This is a genomic window from Janthinobacterium sp. 35, assembly GCF_002754575.1.
GTDB lineage: Bacteria > Pseudomonadota > Gammaproteobacteria > Burkholderiales > Burkholderiaceae_D > Janthinobacterium > Janthinobacterium tructae.
Genome location: NZ_PEFN01000001.1, coordinates 3175296 through 3191205, shown reverse-complemented (window position 1 = coordinate 3191205; position 15910 = coordinate 3175296). Strand labels below are relative to the sequence as shown.

General features: G+C 61.0%; 16 protein-coding genes. 5 read left to right on the top strand and 11 right to left on the bottom strand.

Annotated elements, in window-relative coordinates; genetic code table 11:
* The first annotated feature begins 57 nt into the window (after positions 1 to 57).
* Positions 58 to 945, top strand: coding sequence for an HTH-type transcriptional regulator ArgP (locus CLU93_RS14190; protein WP_099761966.1), 888 nt, complete (start codon positions 58 to 60; stop codon positions 943 to 945).
* Here the strand turns inward: CLU93_RS14190 and CLU93_RS14185 are convergent, their stop codons facing one another.
* From CLU93_RS14185 to CLU93_RS14170, 4 genes are read right to left on the bottom strand one after another with little or no spacing between them, the layout of a single operon-like run.
* Positions 946 to 1818, bottom strand: a complete 873-nt coding sequence (locus CLU93_RS14185; protein ID WP_099761965.1) for an ABC transporter permease — start codon at positions 1816 to 1818, stop codon at positions 946 to 948.
* Positions 1815 to 2660, bottom strand: a complete 846-nt coding sequence (locus CLU93_RS14180) for an ABC transporter ATP-binding protein (protein WP_099761964.1) — start codon at positions 2658 to 2660, stop codon at positions 1815 to 1817. Before CLU93_RS14180 ends, CLU93_RS14185 begins: the two co-directional genes overlap by 4 nt.
* A 1-nt stretch (position 2661) precedes the next feature.
* On the bottom strand, positions 2662 to 3675 hold the full coding sequence (locus CLU93_RS14175) for an ABC transporter substrate-binding protein (protein ID WP_099761963.1): 1014 nt from the start codon (positions 3673 to 3675) through the stop codon (positions 2662 to 2664).
* Between the two features lie 33 nt (positions 3676 to 3708).
* Positions 3709 to 4593 (bottom strand): TauD/TfdA dioxygenase family protein, encoded by an 885-nt coding sequence (locus CLU93_RS14170; protein WP_099761962.1) that lies wholly within the window; start codon positions 4591 to 4593, stop codon positions 3709 to 3711.
* Positions 4594 to 4804: 211 nt separating this feature from the next.
* On the opposite strand from CLU93_RS14170, the gene CLU93_RS14165 reads away from it, so the two are divergent.
* Positions 4805 to 5290, top strand: coding sequence for a tetratricopeptide repeat protein (locus CLU93_RS14165; protein ID WP_099761961.1), 486 nt, complete (start codon positions 4805 to 4807; stop codon positions 5288 to 5290).
* Positions 5291 to 5311: 21 nt separating this feature from the next.
* On the opposite strand, the gene can is transcribed toward CLU93_RS14165, so the two are convergent.
* From can to CLU93_RS14130, 7 genes are all read right to left on the bottom strand, one after another.
* The gene (gene can / locus CLU93_RS14160) at positions 5312 to 5983 is read right to left on the bottom strand and encodes a carbonate dehydratase (protein ID WP_071075293.1); all 672 of its coding nucleotides are present in this window, start codon (positions 5981 to 5983) and stop codon (positions 5312 to 5314) included.
* A 134-nt stretch (positions 5984 to 6117) separates the two neighbouring features.
* Positions 6118 to 7251 carry a molecular chaperone DnaJ gene (dnaJ, locus tag CLU93_RS14155; protein WP_071075292.1) on the bottom strand — a complete coding sequence of 378 codons (1134 nt, stop codon included), beginning with the start codon at positions 7249 to 7251 and terminating at the stop codon, positions 6118 to 6120.
* 160 nt (positions 7252 to 7411) lie between these two features.
* A complete protein-coding gene (gene dnaK, locus CLU93_RS14150; protein WP_099761960.1) occupies positions 7412 to 9355 on the bottom strand; it encodes a molecular chaperone DnaK in 1944 nt (647 codons plus the stop codon).
* A 91-nt stretch (positions 9356 to 9446) separates the two neighbouring features.
* The gene (gene grpE, locus CLU93_RS14145) at positions 9447 to 9968 is read right to left on the bottom strand and encodes a nucleotide exchange factor GrpE (protein WP_071075290.1); all 522 of its coding nucleotides are present in this window, start codon (positions 9966 to 9968) and stop codon (positions 9447 to 9449) included.
* 345 nt (positions 9969 to 10313) lie between these two features.
* Entirely contained in the window at positions 10314 to 11423 is a 1110-nt protein-coding gene (hemH, locus tag CLU93_RS14140) for a ferrochelatase (protein ID WP_099761959.1), read from the bottom strand.
* A 192-nt stretch (positions 11424 to 11615) separates the two neighbouring features.
* On the bottom strand, positions 11616 to 13283 hold the full coding sequence (recN, locus tag CLU93_RS14135) for a DNA repair protein RecN (protein ID WP_099761958.1): 1668 nt from the start codon (positions 13281 to 13283) through the stop codon (positions 11616 to 11618).
* A gap of 47 nt (positions 13284 to 13330) precedes the next feature.
* Positions 13331 to 14302, bottom strand: a complete 972-nt coding sequence (locus CLU93_RS14130; RefSeq protein ID WP_243420365.1) for an NAD kinase — start codon at positions 14300 to 14302, stop codon at positions 13331 to 13333.
* A 256-nt stretch (positions 14303 to 14558) separates the two neighbouring features.
* Between CLU93_RS14130 and CLU93_RS14125 the strand changes: the two genes are divergently transcribed.
* From CLU93_RS14125 to gloA, 3 genes are all read left to right on the top strand, one after another.
* The gene (locus tag CLU93_RS14125; protein WP_099761957.1) at positions 14559 to 14825 is read left to right on the top strand and encodes a hypothetical protein; all 267 of its coding nucleotides are present in this window, start codon (positions 14559 to 14561) and stop codon (positions 14823 to 14825) included.
* A 128-nt stretch (positions 14826 to 14953) separates the two neighbouring features.
* On the top strand, positions 14954 to 15376 hold the full coding sequence (locus CLU93_RS14120; protein ID WP_099761956.1) for an OsmC family protein: 423 nt from the start codon (positions 14954 to 14956) through the stop codon (positions 15374 to 15376).
* Positions 15377 to 15500: 124 nt separating this feature from the next.
* The gene (gene gloA / locus CLU93_RS14115; protein ID WP_010401713.1) at positions 15501 to 15908 is read left to right on the top strand and encodes a lactoylglutathione lyase; all 408 of its coding nucleotides are present in this window, start codon (positions 15501 to 15503) and stop codon (positions 15906 to 15908) included.
* Positions 15909 to 15910: the final 2 nt, after the last annotated feature.

The window sequence follows — 15910 nt, the reverse complement described above, 5'->3', positions numbered from 1 at the left end:
TATCAAAAGTAAGTATTATTTAGTATTGATAAATTTTTCTTATGTTAGGCACGCACCATGGATCTGAATCCCAAGCACACGGAAGCGTTCCGCGCCGTCGTCGAAACGGGCAGCTTCGAGCAGGCGGCGCTGCGGCTGCACTTGACCTCCCCGGCCATTTCCCAACGCGTGCGGGCACTGGAAAGTCAGCTGGGCAACGCGCTGATCGTGCGCAGCCGTCCCGCGCGCGCCACGCGCATGGGCCAGCGCCTGATGCAGTACCTGAAACGCGCCAAGCTGCTGGAAGCGGACCTGCAGGCGGAGCTGGCGGTGCAGCAGGACGCCCCGCTGACCCTGGTGCTGGCGCTGAACGCCGATTCGATGGGCACCTGGTTTTTCCCCGCCCTGTCGGAAGTGCTGATACGCGAGCGCGTGCTGCTGGACCTGACGGTGGAAGACCAGGACCATACCTACACCTTGCTGGAGACGGGCATGGCGATCGGCTGCATCAGCACGGAAGCCAAGCCCATGCGCGGCTGCACGGCCGAGCCGCTGGGCGTGATGCGCTACTGGCTGGTGGCCACGCCCGCGTTTCGCCAGCAGTGGTTCGCGCACGGCCTGACGCGCAAGGCGGCGCGCACGGCGCCCGTGGTCGCCTACACGCGCAAGGACACCTTGCAATCGTCGTTCCTGCAAGAGGCGCTGGGGCTGCCCGAAGGGGCTTATCCCTGCCATTACGTGCCGGGCGCCACCTCGCACTTCAACGCCATCCGCTATGGCCTCGGCTACGGCATGGTGCCCGAGCTGCTGCTGAAGGCGAACACGGATGGCGCGCTGGTGGAAATGCTCACGCCCAAGACCCCGGCCGACGTGGTCCTGTACTGGCACACGTGGAAGGTGCAGTCGCCGCGCATGGAGCAGCTGTCGCGGCAAATCATCGCGGCGGCGCGTAAAATCTTGAAATAGCTATCGCTGCATGCCCCAGCGTTTCAGAGTCACGCGCTCCAGGCTGCGAAAGCCAAGGTTTTCCACGATTAGACCGATGACGATGACGGCCGCCAGGCCGGCGAACACCTTGTCCGTGTACAGCTCGTTGCGGTTCTGGAAAATGTACCAGCCCAGGCCGCCCTGTCCCGAGGTGGTGCCGAAGACCAGTTCGGCCGCGATCAGTGTGCGCCAGGCAAACGCCCAGCCGATTTTCAAGCCCGAGACGATGGAGGGCAAGGCGCCCGGCACGAGGATGTGCAGCACCAGGCGCAAGCCGTTCAGCCCGTAATTGCGGCCCGCCATGCGCAGGGTTTCCGGCACGCCCTGGAAGCCCGCATAGGTGTTCAAGGCCAGCGGCCACATCACGGAATGGACGATGACAAAGATTAAACTGGCGCGGCCCAGGCCGAACCACAGCAGGGCCAGCGGCAGCAGGGCAATCGCCGGCAAGGGATTCAACATGGCCGTCAGGGTTTCCAGCAGGTCGCGCCCGAGGCGGCTGGACACGGCCAGCAGGGTCAGCACGAAGGCGGCCAGCACGCCCACCGCATAGCCTTGCAGCAAGACGACCAGGGAGGCGGCCGTGCGCGTCAGCAATTCTCCGCTGGCGATGCCGCCGATAAACGCCTGCGCCGTCTGCAGAAAACTGGGCAAGAGTAAATCGTTGTTTGTCCAGCGCGCCGCGCCTTCCCACAGCAGGGCCAGGCTGAGCAAAATGAAAGCCTTGCGCCACAGCGCGTGCTGGCTCAGCCGTTGCCAGCGCGACAGCGGCTGCTCGACGGTGACGCCGGCCGGCGGCGGCGCCGCATACACGACCTCCTGGCGAATGGGTGGCTCCAGCAACACGTTCATACGGCCTCCCGGTGAACAGGCTCTACCCGCGCGACGGGAGCGTTTTCCTCATCGAATAGCAGGCCGTGGATGCGGCTGCTGGCGGCCTGGAATTCCGCGCTGCCCGCGCTGTGCAAGCCGAACTGATGGCTGTTGAGTTCGGCGCGCACCCTGCCCGGATGGGGCGACAGCAGCAGGATGCGGTTGCCCACGACCAAGGCTTCCTCGATCGAATGCGTGACGAAGACGAGGGTAAAACGCAACTCTTCCCACAATCGGCTCAGCTCTTCCTGCATCTTGCGCCGCGTCAAGGCGTCGAGCGCGGCAAACGGCTCGTCCATCAGCAGCACTTCCGGCTGCATGGCCAGGGCGCGCGCGATGGCCACGCGCTGCTTCATGCCGCCCGACAAGGTATGCGGATGGGCATCCTCGAAGCCGGCCAGGCCCACCTTGGCGATCCAGTGATGGGCACGCTCGCGCGCCGCCTGCTTGTCGAGACGCTTGCTGGCCAGCAAGGGGAACATGACGTTTTCCAGCACCGTTTTCCACGGCGGCAACTGGTCGAATTCCTGGAACACGACGACACGGTCCGGCCCCGGTTGATGAATCGGCTGGCCGTGCATGGCGATGCTGCCAGTGCGCGGCGCGATGAAACCGGCCACGGCTTTCAGCAAGGACGACTTGCCGCAGCCCGATGGCCCCAGCAAGACGAAACGGTCGCCGCGGAACACGTCGAAACTGACGTCGTGCGTGGCGCGCACGGTGCGCTGCTCCGTGCGGTATTCCAGGCTGACATTCTTGACGCTGAGCAAGGGTTGTAGCGCAACCGGAGGACGGACCAGGTGAAAAGCGGGTGCGTGCATCTCAGCCTCCTTGCGTGATGGCAGGGTCGTCAAAAAAATAATCGCGCCAGCTGTCGGGCAGATTGCGGATGGCGCTGACGCGGTGCAGGAATTGCGCCAGGGCATAGGTGTTTTGCGGCGCGATCTTGAATTGCACTTGCGGGTTGGCAAAGATTTTCAAGAGCAGATTGCGGTCCACCTTGCTCTTGTTGACCTTGATATAGATGTCGGCCGCGCCTTGCGGGTTGCTGCTCGCATACTGCGCCGCTTCGGCCAGCGCGGCGATGAAGGCGCGGTACGTCTTCGGATTGTCCTTGCGGTATTTTTCTGTCGCATACAGCAGGGTCGACGAGCTGGGCCCGCCTTGCACATCGTAGGAATTGAGGAGGATGTGGGCGTTCGGGTTTTGCGCCAGTTCCTGCTCCTGGAACGGTGAATTGCCGAAGTGGCCGCTCAACTCCGTGCCGCCGGCGATGATGGCGGCGGCCGCATCCGGGTGCGGCAGGGTTTGCGTGATCTTGTCGAGGCGGGCAAATTCCTTGTCGCCCCACTGTTTTGCCACGGCCATTTGCAAGATGCGCGCCTGCACCGAGACGGACACGGCCGGCAAGGCGATGCGGTCCTTGTCCGTCAAGTCCGCCAGGGTTTTCACCTTCGGATTATTGCTGATCAAATAGTAGGGAAAATTGCCGAGCGAAGCCACGCCGCGCACGTTCTGCCTTCCCTTGGTGCGGTCCCAGATCGTCAACAGCGGCCCCAGTCCGGCCCCCGCGATATCGATATTGCCGGACAACAAGGCGTCGTTGATGGCGGGGCCGCCAGACAGGGTGATCCATTCGACCTTCACATCGACGCCCTGCTGCTTGGCATGCTTTTCGATCAGCTTTTGTTCCTGCGCAATATTGAGCAACAAAAAGGTAATGCCATGCTGGCCCGCGATGCGGATCTGGCCTTCGGCCCGGGCCATGGGCATGGCCATGCACAGCAGGGCAATGGTGGCGAGCAGGCGGCGGGAAAAGCTAAAGATCGGCAACATGGACACTCCTTGGGTCAGGCTTACAGGGAAAAATCAGTACGGCGCATCGCCTTCGATGGTAGTGCGATACAACTTGCGGCGCTGCTCGGGCGGGCAGCCCGTCGCCAGGTGCATCAGCGAGCGGTTGTCCCAGAACACCAGGTCGTACGGCTGCCAGCGGTGCACATATAAATGTTCGGGGCGCACGCTGTGCACGAACAATTCATCGAGCAGGGCGCGGCTTTCATCCTCGGGCAAGCCGACGATACGCGTGGTGAAATGTTCGCTGACAAACAGGGCGCGGCGCCCCGTTTCCGGATGCACGCGCACCACGGGGTGCGTCACGGGTGTGACTTCATCGATCTGCGCCTGTGTCAGCGCGGGGCGCCAGGGATTGCGGCGGCGCAATTCCTCATACTGGCTCAGGTAACTGTGTTCGGCGCGGGCGCCGCGCACGGCGTGGCGCAGCGCGGCCGGCAAGCTTTCCCAGGCCAGGTGCATGTTCGCAAACACGGTATCGCCGCCCTCGTCCGGCAACTCTTGCGCGTGCAACATGGAACCGAGGCTGGGCACTTCCTTGTACGACAGATCGGAATGCCAGAAATGGCCAGCGTCGCCCAGGCCGATGGGCTGGCCATCCTCGACGATGTTCGAGATGATCAGCACTTCCGGCTGCGTTGGCAGCTGGAACTGGCGCAGCACGTGGATTTGCAACGGGCCGAAGCGGCGGCTGAAATCGACCTGCTGCTGCGGCGTGATGTGCTGCTCGCGGAACACCAGCACGTGATGGTCGAGATGGGCGTGGTGCAGGCGCTGGAAGTCGCCCAGCGACAGCGGCTGCGCCAGGTCCAGTCCCAGCACTTGCGCGCCGAGCGGTGCATCGAACGTCTCGATACGGAAATGGCTGGTGGAGTACTTAGGTTTCAGGACGGCCGACATGGGAACTCGACTAGAGTCAGGGGAAGTCCACTGTAAGCCGGCTCGCCCATCCTGCAAACGAAGCATTTCTGATATGGATATGCGCGGCGCGTTGCGCCAGGCTGCAACAGCGGCTGTCACGCAATGGCACAGCGGCACCGGCTTTGCCCGGAAAGGGAGCTAGCACGCAACTTGCTTGTCTGCCAATCTTCAACCATCGACCAGGAAAACCATGCGCACCTACGCCCTGCTGCTCGCCGTTCTGTTCGCTGTTCCCGTCCACGGCCAGGATAGCCAGGATGAAGGCGATCTCAGCTACAAAGCCTATGTGCACAGCGACAAGCGCATCAAGTGCTTGTACGGCTATGCGGCCGACAAGACGGGCGACCATGCGGCCGCCGTCGCCATCTTTGAAGATTGCATCCGGCGCTGGAACGATGTGTATTCGATGATTTGGCTGGCACAGCTGTATGAAACGGGCATCGGCGTGCCGAAGGACCTGGTGCAGGCGACGGCGCTGATGCGGCGTGGTGCGCAGACGAACGATGACGCCGCCTATGCGCGGCTGGCGCGCTATCACTATGGCGTGGCGCTGGCCGAAGGCCGAGGCACGCCGCAGGATATTGCCCAGGCCAAGACCTGGCTGCGGCAGGCGGCGCAAGAAGGTGTGCCGGAGGCGGCCGAGTATCTGGGCCGCCTGGAGGGCGCGGCACCTTAGCGCCGCGCCAGCATTGCTGGCTTACGCCGTTGCTTCGTAGCGAGCCAGGCGGGTCGCCATGCGCGGCGCCAGCTCGTGGCCGGCCGTTACCGTCACTTCCAGGTCGTTCAGCAAGCCATCCTTCAAGCCGTAGACCCAGCCATGGACGCTGAGTTCCTGGCCCCGTTCCCACGCATCTTGCACGATGGTGGTCTGGCACACGTTCAAGACTTGTTCGACCACGTTCAGTTCGCACAGCCGGTCACCGCGCTGGCGGCTCGTCAGCACGTCGCCCAGGTAGCGTTCGTGCTTCTGGCCCACGTCCTGCACGTGACGCAACCAGTTGTCGACCAGGCCGATGCGCGTGCCCGTCATGGCCGCATGCACGCCCTTGCAGCCGTAATGGCCGACGATGATGACATGTTTGACTTTCAGCACGTCCACGGCAAATTGCAGCACGGACAGGCAATTCAGGTCGGAATGCACGACCACGTTGGCAATATTGCGGTGCACAAACACGTCGCCAGGCGCCATGCCCAGCAGTTCGTTGGCGGGCACGCGGCTGTCGGAGCAGCCGATCCACAGGTATTCGGGCGACGTTTGCGCTTCCAGGTTCTTGAAGAAGTTCGGGTCTTTCGCCACCATCGAGTCGGCCCAGCGGCGGTTACGCTGCAGCAGTTCCGCCAGGGCCATGCCATTTTTCGGTTCGGTCATATCGCTCCCATTGTGTAAGTACGACTGAGGGCTGCAGATCGCGCCCATAGGCCGGCGATGTGCGCACATTGCTCAGTCGTAGTGAAAAAAACGCCGGGATGTTGAAGCATCCCGGCGCATGGTATTACGTGTGCTTACTCAAAGAAGTCCTTGACCTTGTCTTTCCAGGTCTTGCTTTGCGGACTGTGCTTGGCACCGCCCTCGGTGGTCGACTTTTCAAAGTCGCGCAGCAGGTCTTTCTGTTTTTCCGTCAGCTTCACCGGTGTTTCGATCGCCACGTGGCAGAACAGGTCGCCCGCGTAACCGGAGCGCACGCCCTTGATGCCCTTGCCTTTCAGGCGGAAGGTCTTGCCCGACTGGGTGCCCTCAGGAATCGTGAACGACACTTTGCCGTTCAGGGTAGGCACTTCGATTTCGCCGCCCAGGGCCGCCTTGGTGAACGAGATCGGCATTTCGCAATGCAGGTCGTCGCCTTCGCGCTGGAACACGGCGTGCGGCTTGATGTGGATTTCCACATACAGGTCGCCCGACGGACCGCCATTCGTGCCCGGTTCGCCGTTGCCGGACGAACGGATACGCATGCCGTTGTCGATACCGACTGGAATTTTGACTTCCAGGGTCTTGTTGCGCTTGATGCGACCGGCGCCGCCGCATGGCGTGCAGGGGTCGGTGATGACCTTGCCGCTGCCATGGCATTTCGGGCAGGTTTGCTGGATGCTGAAGAAACCTTGCTGCATGCGCACCTGGCCGTGGCCACCGCAAGTACCGCAGGTGGTTGGCGACGTGCCCGGCTTGGCGCCGCTGCCGTGGCAAGTGTCGCACTTGTCCCAGCTCGGCACGCGGATGGTCGTGTCGAAGCCGTGCGCAGCTTGCTCCAGTGTAATTTCCAGGTTGTAGCGCAAGTCGGCGCCACGGTACACCTGTGGCCCCGCATTGCGGCTGCGACCACCGCCACCGCCAAAGATGTCGCCGAAGATATCGCCGAAGCTGTCGGCAAAGCCGCCAGCACCGCCGCCGAAGCCGCCACCGCCGCCCATGTTCGGGTCCACGCCAGCGTGACCATAGCGGTCATACGCTTCGCGCTTTTCCGGATTGGTCAGCATTTCGTAGGCTTCTTTGACTTCCTTAAACTTTTCTTCCGATTCCTTGCTATCCGGATTGCGGTCCGGATGGTATTTCATCGCCAGTTTACGGTAAGACTTTTTGATCTCTTCTTCCGAAGCATTTTTTGCGACACCGAGTGTCTCGTAAAAATCACGCTTTGCCATGTTGTCGGCACCTTGCAGTCTATCTACTGATGTAAAAATTACACGAAAAAGCCGAGTCGAGTGCTGCACTGGGCAACGACTCGGCTCGGCCGGTCTTCGCGGCTAATCCCGCGATGTAGCGTTCAGCCCGGCTGCCCCCAGTTCATGGGAGCGCAAGACATTACTTGCTGTCTTTGACTTCTTTGAAGTCAGCGTCAACAACGTCGTCTTGCTTGGCGCCTGCGTCCGATGCGCCAGCAGCTTGCTGTGCACCTTCCGCGCCGCCGGCAGCTTGCTGCGCTTGCATGTCGGCATACATTTTTTCGCCCAGTTTCTGCGATGCGCTCGACAGTGCAGCCACCTTGGCGTCGATCTCAGCCTTGTCACCCGCCTTGATGCTTGCTTCCAGGTCGGTGATCGCCGCTTCGATCTTCTCTTTCTCGCCCGCATCGAGCTTGTCGCCGTATTCGGTCAAGGATTTCCGGGTCGAGTGTACCAGAGCATCGGCCTGGTTGCGCGACTCGGCCAATTCTTTGACCTTCTTGTCTTCTTCCGCGTTCAACTCGGCGTCTTTCACCATCTTCTGGATTTCAGCCTCGGTCAAGCCGGAATTGGCCTTGATCGTGATCTTGTTTTCCTTGCCGGTGGCCTTGTCTTTCGCGCCGACATGCAAGATGCCGTTGGCGTCGATGTCGAAGGTCACTTCGATCTGCGGCGTACCGCGCGACGATGGCGGAATGCCTTCCAGATTGAATTCACCCAGGCCTTTGTTGCCGGCGGCGATTTCGCGCTCACCCTGGAAGACCTTGATGGTCACCGCAGGCTGATTGTCGTCGGCCGTCGAGAACACCTGGCTGAACTTGGTCGGAATCGTCGTGTTTTTGTGGATCATCTTGGTCATCACGCCGCCCAGGGTTTCGATACCCAGGGACAGAGGGGTGACGTCCAGCAACAGCAAGTCTTTGCGTTCGCCCGACAGGACCGAACCTTGAATCGCTGCGCCCACGGCCACGGCTTCGTCCGGATTCACGTCTTTGCGTGGATCTTTGCCGAAGAATTCCTTCACTTTTTCCTGTACCTTCGGCATACGCGTCATGCCGCCGACCAGGATGATGTCATCGATGTCCGACACTTTCACGCCAGCATCTTTGATGGCGATGCGGCACGGTTCCATCGTCGCGATGATCAGTTCTTCGACCAGGGACTCCAGCTTGGCGCGGGTCATCTTCAGGTTCAGGTGAACCGGTGCGCCATTGGCCATGGCGATGTACGGCTCGTTGATCTCGGTTTGTTGCGACGACGACAATTCGATCTTCGCGCGCTCGGCCGAAGCCTTGATGCGCTGCAGAGCGATCGGATCTTTTTTCAGGTCGATGCCGTTGATCTTCTTGAACTCGTCGATGATGTAATCGATGATGCGCTGGTCGAAGTCTTCGCCACCCAGGAAGGTGTCGCCGTTGGTCGACAGTACTTCAAATTGTTTCTCGCCATCAACATCTGCGATTTCGATGATCGACACGTCGAACGTACCGCCACCCAAGTCATACACGGCGATTTTACGGTCGCCTTTTTCGGTCTTGTCCAGGCCGAACGCCAGCGCTGCTGCGGTTGGCTCGTTGATGATGCGCTTGACGTCCAGACCAGCGATACGGCCGGCATCCTTGGTCGCTTGACGCTGCGAGTCGTTGAAGTAAGCAGGCACGGTAATGACGGCTTCGGTGACTTCTTCACCGAGGTAGTCTTCTGCCGTTTTCTTCATCTTGCGCAGCACTTCAGCGGAAATTTGTGGCGGCGCCAGTTTTTTGTCGCGTACGCCGATCCATGCATCGCCGTTGTCGGCTTTCATGATTTGGTACGGCATCAGCGAGATGTCTTTTTGTACTTCTTTTTCGTCGAACTTGCGACCGATCAAACGCTTGACTGCGTACAGCGTGTTTTTCGGATTGGTCACGGCCTGGCGTTTCGCCGGCGCGCCGACGAGAATTTCGCCATCTTCTTGATAAGCAATAATCGACGGCGTCGTGCGTGCGCCTTCAGCGTTTTCGATTACCTTTGGTTGACCGTTTTCCATGATGGAAACGCAGGAATTCGTGGTTCCCAGATCGATACCGATAATTCTACCCATGATTTTTTTCCTTTTATTTGCTAGATTTCAGATGGTTCTTATATGTGGCAAAGCGGCATGGTTTCAAGGCTTGCTTGATGCCGCCCTCTGATTATTTTGCTTGCGCGGTCGTGACAATGGCTGGACGCAACAGGCGGTCCGCAATCATATAGCCCTTTTGCAGGACGGATACGATGGTATTGGCTTCCTGCTCCGCTGGCACCACGGCAACAGCCTGGTGTTTCATCGGATCGAGCTTTTCACCCTGCACCGGCAACACTTCCACCAGGCGGTTGCGCTCGAACGCGGCGTTCAGTTGCTTCAGGGTCATCTCGACGCCTTCTTTCAGCGATTCGATGGTCGGTGCTTCCACCGTCAGCGCCGTTTCCAGGCTGTCTTTCACCGGCACCATGGCTTCGGCAAAGCTTTCCACTGCGAATTTATGCGCTTTAGCAACATCTTCCTGCGCACGGCGGCGAATATTTTCGCCATCGGCCTTGGCGCGCATGAAGGCATCATGCATCTCTGCAAGACGCGCTTCGGTACTCGCCAACTGTTCTTCCAAAGTAGGCTCTGCGGGAGCCGCGGCGTCCGCTTGCGGATTAGGTACAGCTTGGTTTTCCTGATCTTGCATCTAGAAAGCTCCTACAATCAATGACTTAAATGAGTTAGTCTAATTATCTTTACAACACTAACGGGCAGATGGGGCTATATCCTATTGTTTCAAGGGGTATGCATGGCAAAACCAGATTTACATCGATCCATGTTACAGCTATTTACAAAACGCTACCCATTTCGGCCAGCGATCCGTGCGCGCCCCCCTTGATTTCCCAGGCTTCCCACCGTGAAGCGGGCATTCTACCAGCCGCGCCGCCGCCATCGCCACTGGCGGCGTTGCTATTTGGATAGTACTTTTGTCGCGCCAGACATGACAAAGCCGCGCAAGCGCGGCTTTTGATTGTCAAAAAATTTACTATCCTTAATTCGCCGCGCCCAGGGCCAGCGCCGCCGTGCGCGCCTGCTCGCCCGTTTTCTTGTCCGCCTCGCGCTGCGGCGCCGTCTTCATCGTCGGCCAGCCGATCATGTGTTGTTCGGCAATTTCCGCCATGCCCGCGATCCAGGCTGGCGTTTCGTTCAGGCAAGCGATGTAATGAAACTGCTGGCCGCCGGCCGTTTCGAAATCATGCTTCGCTTCCATGGCGATCTCTTCCAGCGTTTCCAGGCAATCGCTGGTAAAGCCCGGACACAGCAGGTCGACACGCTTGACGCCCTGTTGCGCCAGCGCCACGAGGGTCGGTGCCGTGTATGGCTGCAGCCATTCGGCCTTGCCGAAGCGCGACTGAAAGGTCACCACATATTGATCCTTTGTTAATTTTAACTTTTCCGCCAGCAGCCGCGCCGTTTTCAGGCATTGGCAGTGGTAGGGGTCGCCCAGCAGCAAGGTGCGCTTGGGCACGCCATGAAAACTCATCACCAGTTTTTCCGGACGGCCATGCGCTTCCCAGTGATTCAGCACGGAATCGCGCAGGGCGTCGATATACGTGTCGTGCTCGTGATATTGCTTGATAAAGCGCAATTCCGGCACATTGCGCACCGTGGCGTAATGGGCAAACACGGCGTCGTAGATGGAACCGGTCGTCGTGCCCGAGTATTGCGGATAGGCTGGCAGGATGGCGATGCGCTCGCAGCCTTCGCTTTTCAGCCTGGCCAGTACTTCGGGCAGGGAAGGCGAGCCGTAACGCATGGCCATGGCCACCGTCACGCCGTCGTGGCCCCGCTCGGCCAGGGCACCGGCCAGCAATTTCGCCTGCTTTTGCGTATGCACTTTCAGGGGCGAGCCCTCGCGCGTCCAGATCGATGCATATTTCTTGGCCGACTGGCCGGAGCGGAATGGCAAGATGATCAGGTTCAAAATGAACCACCAGACCAGGCGGGGAATCTCCACCACGCGCGGGTCGGACAAAAATTGCTTCAGGTAGCGCCGCACGGCCGACGAGGTCGGCGCATCGGGCGTGCCCAGGTTGACCAGCACCACGGCGCTGCGGTCAATGCTGCCATGCGTGTACGACGGTTCTGTTTGAAATGACATGAAGGCTCTTCGAAGGCGTTGGATGGATTAGCTGACCATTATAGTTACATTGCGTCAACATCGGGAAAGATGGATGTTGATGCAATTCACCCACAAGCAAAGGCTGGGGTCAGTCACTGCGTGATCGCAATGCGCTCCACTGGAACGCATTGCCCCGGCGGGTCTGACCCCGGTCTGCCCGCCAGCCACGAATTAAATCGCGAGTAATTCACGTGCATGCTTGCGCGTGGTGGCCGTGATTTCCAGGCCGCCCAGCATGCGCGCCACTTCTTCCACGCGGGCCTTGGCATCGAGCATGTCGATGCGCGACGCCGTCTTGCCATTGTCCAGGGTGCTTTTTGCCACCTGAAAATGCTGATTCGCCTGGCTCGCCACTTGCGGCAAATGGGTCACGCACAGCACTTGCCGTCCCTGCCCCAGGCGTTTCAGCAGCCGCCCCACGACTTCGGCGACGGCGCCGCCGATGCCGCTGTCGACTTCGTCGAAGATCAGGGTCGGCGTGGTGGTAGCGTGCGAGGTTATGACGGAAATGGCCAGCGCGATGCGCGCCAGTTCGCCGCCGGACGCCACCTTGGCCAAGGAGCGTGGCGCCGTGCCCGCATGGCCGGCGACGAGGAATTCCACTTGCTCGAGGCCGTGCGCGGCCGGTGCGCACGGGTGCAGGGCGATCTCAAAGCTGCCGCCCGTCATGCTCAGTTCCTGCATGGCGCGCGTGACGGCGTGCCCCAGCTCCAGGGCGGCGGCGCGGCGCGTGTCGGACAAGCGCTCGGCAACACTGCGGTACTCGGCTTCGATCTTCGCTTCCTGGCGCAGCAAGCCGTCGATATCGGAAGCGTCGGCCAGGTGCTGCAGCTTTTCCGACAGCTTGGCGTGTTCCTCGGGTAGCTCTTCGGGCGTGACGCGAAATTTGCGGGCCGTGCTATGCATGGCTTCCATGCGCGCGTCGAGCTGGTGCAGGCGCTCCGGGTCCAGTTCCACGCGGTCCAGGTAGTTGTTCAGCGCGTACACGGATTCCTGCAGCTGGATGCGCGACGATTCGATCAGGTCGACGATCGGCTGCAATTCCGCATCGACGGACACCAGCTTGCCCAGCTTCTGGTTCAGGGCAGACAGTTGCGACACGATCGGGTGGTCTTCCGACTCGGAAATGAGGGACAGGGCTTCCTGCGCCCCTTCCAGCAGGCTGGCCGCGTGCGACAGGCGGCTGTGCTCGTTCGTGATCTCGGTCCACTCGCCGGGCTTGGCAGCCAGTTTTTCCAGTTCGCCCACTTGCCATTCCAGGCGTTCGCGCTCGTACAGCACGTTGGCGGCGTTGGTTTCGAATTCTTCGCGCTGGCGCACGAGGGCGCGCCAGCGCTTGTGCAGCGCCGCCACCTGCCGCGCATCCTGCTCCACGCCCGCTTCGCGCGCCGTCGCCTGGCCATCGAGCAAGGCGCGCTGCGCCTCGCTTTTCAGCAAGGACTGGTGCGCGTGCTGGCCGTGGATATCGACCAGCATGTCGCCCAGTTCGCGCAACTGCGCGGCCGTGGCGGGAATGCCGTTGATGTACGCCTTCGAACGGCCCGCATTGTCGATCACCCGGCGCAACAGGGCGCCGCCATCATCGTTGGCGAATTCGTTGGCCACCAGCCAGGCCTGCGCCACCTCGCTGACGGAAAAATCGGCCGTGATGTCGGCCTTGGCCGCGCCTTCGCGCACCACGCTGGCATCGCCGCGCCCGCCCAGGGCCAGGGTCAGCGCATCGATGAGGATGGACTTGCCGGCGCCCGTCTCACCCGTCAGCACGCTGAAGCCGGCGGAAAATTCCAGTTCAATGGTATCGACAATGACAAAATCGCGAATGGACAGTGTATGGAGCATGGCTTCTGTGGTTAGGCGGCGCACCGCGGGTTAGCGTGGAGAAAATGTTAGCTGAGCTTGCCCTCGCCCGACGGGTACTCATTCCAGTGCAGTTTTTCACGCAGGGTGTTGTAGTAACTCCACCCTTCCGGATGCAGGAAGGTAATCGTATGCGGCGAACGGCGGATGAGGATGCGGTCTTGCTGCACCAGGCTGGCAAAGGTCTGCATGTCGAAATTGACGCTGATATCGCGCCCGCGCACGATTTCCACCACGATCTGGCTGGAGTCGGGCAAGACGATGGGGCGGTTCGACAGCGCATGCGGGGCAATCGGCACGAGCACGATGCCGCCCAGAGTCGGATGCAGCAAAGGGCCGCCGGCCGACAGCGAGTACGCGGTCGAGCCCGTGGGCGTGGAAATGATCAAGCCGTCTGAGCGCTGGTTGTACATGAAGTGGCCGTCGACTTCAACGCGCAATTCGGCCATGCCGGCGCCGGCGCCGCGCGAGACGACGACATCGTTGACGGCCATGCCCACGTGAATCGACTCACCGTCGCGCAGCACGCTGCCTTCGAGCAAGGTGCGGCGTTCGGCCTTGAAGCGGCCGCCGAGAATTTGCGCCAGCACGGGCAGCATGCGCTCAAGTGGAATGTCCGTCATGAAACCCAGGCGCCCCTGATTGATACCGATCAAGGGGACGTCGAATGGCGCCAGCTGGCGCGCAATGCCCAGCATGGTGCCGTCGCCGCCCATGACGATGGCGCAATCGGCGGCGGCGCCGATCTCGGCCGGCGACATGGCGCGCACGCCGGGAAACGCCAGGTTCAGATGCACGGCCGTCTCCGCCTCGAAGACCACCGTGTGGCCCAGCACCTGCAGGAAATCGACGATGCTTTTGACGGGCTCGGCAATGCCATCCGTATTCTGGCGCACGACCAGGGCGATGGTCTTGGCGCCCAGGTTGAAGCGCTCGCCCGGGGCTGGCAAGGTCGCGGCTGGCTGTTCGGCACGTTGTTCGGCGTGTGTATCGACGGGCATAAGAATCTCGGTAGTGAATTCGGTGGCAAACCGCCCCAGGCTGTCGCGTCGCACGCCGGCATCGCATGATACTGTATATATGCACAGTATAGTGTGCCTGTCGTGTGCCTGCAAGGGGCGTTCTTGGTGTTGCACGCAGTGTAGCGCAGAAAAAGAATCGTCCATGCGTGCGCCAGCGCTCCCAGCACGGACAAATCCGCTTGCAGACGGCCTGGCGCGGCAGGACACTGGTAGCACTTTACTGTCAGGAGGCCATATGGTTAGCCAGCATAGCGAACGCAAGATCAATACCGATGAAAAGGTCAAAAATGACGGCGTCGACCGCCTGCCGCACGAGCGTGACGAATCGCCCGATGCGCAAGACGTGCGCCCGCGCAAAATCATGCAACAGGCGGCCAGCGACCTGGAACGCGGCCTGGTCGACACGGACCGCCATGCCCAGCCCGGCGTGGAAAAGGTCAAGCCAGCCGCGCCGCAGCAAGCCCGCCCCGATGCGCAACTGGAACCAAAGAAGGCGCGCTGAGTCGAACTGTCAGGCACCGCGCCATGAGTGCGTTGACGCCGCGCATGCGCCCCCTGTGTGACGCAACGAACGGAAGCGCAAAGGCAGGGCGCGCATGATGGACGTTCGAACCACGCAAGGAGTACATCATGAAAAAAACAGGATCAGCCGTCTGGAGTGGCGGCCTTAAAGATGGCAAAGGGTTTATTTCCACCGAAAGCGGCGCGCTCGACAATGTGGCATATGGCTTCAATACGCGCTTCGAAGACGGTCCCGGCAGCAATCCGGAAGAATTGATCGGCGCCGCCCATGCCGCCTGCTTTACCATGGCCCTGTCCGGCCAACTGGGCGAGGCAGGCTTGCGCGCCACGGCCCTGAAAACCACGGCCGATGTCAGCCTGGAAAAAATCGATGGCAGCTATGCCATCACGGCCGTGCACCTGACCCTGGTGGCGACCATTCCCGGCGCCACCGACGCAGCGTTCCAGGATGTGGCCCTGCGCGCCAAGCTCGGTTGCCCCGTGTCCAAATTGCTGGCCACGGAAATCACGCTGGACGCCCGTCTGGAGTAAATCCACAGGCACTAACGTCACCGTCTGCGGCTGTCCTGCACCAGGGCGGCCGGGGCGGTCTCGGCAAGAAAGCCATAAAGCGCATAAAATCCTGCCATTCCCCTATCACCCTCAAGGATTTACGATGCGTATTTTGCACACCATGTTACGGGTCGGCGACCTGCAGCGCTCCATCGATTTTTACACCAAGGTCCTGGGCATGAAGTTGCTGCGCACCAGCGACAATCCCGAATACCAGTACACGCTGGCCTTCGTCGGCTATGGCTCGAACCCCGACCACGCGGAACTGGAACTGACGTATAACTATGGCACCACCAGCTACGAGCTGGGCACGGCGTATGGCCACATCGCCATCTCGGCCGACGACATCGTCGCCGCCTGCGACGCGGCACGCGCGAATGGCGGCAACGTCACGCGCGAACCGGGCCCCGTGAAAGGCGGCAACACGGTCATCGCCTTCATCACCGACCCGGACGGCTACAAGATCGAATTGATCGAGCGCAAGTTCGACGGCCAGGGCGGCGGCCTGTAATT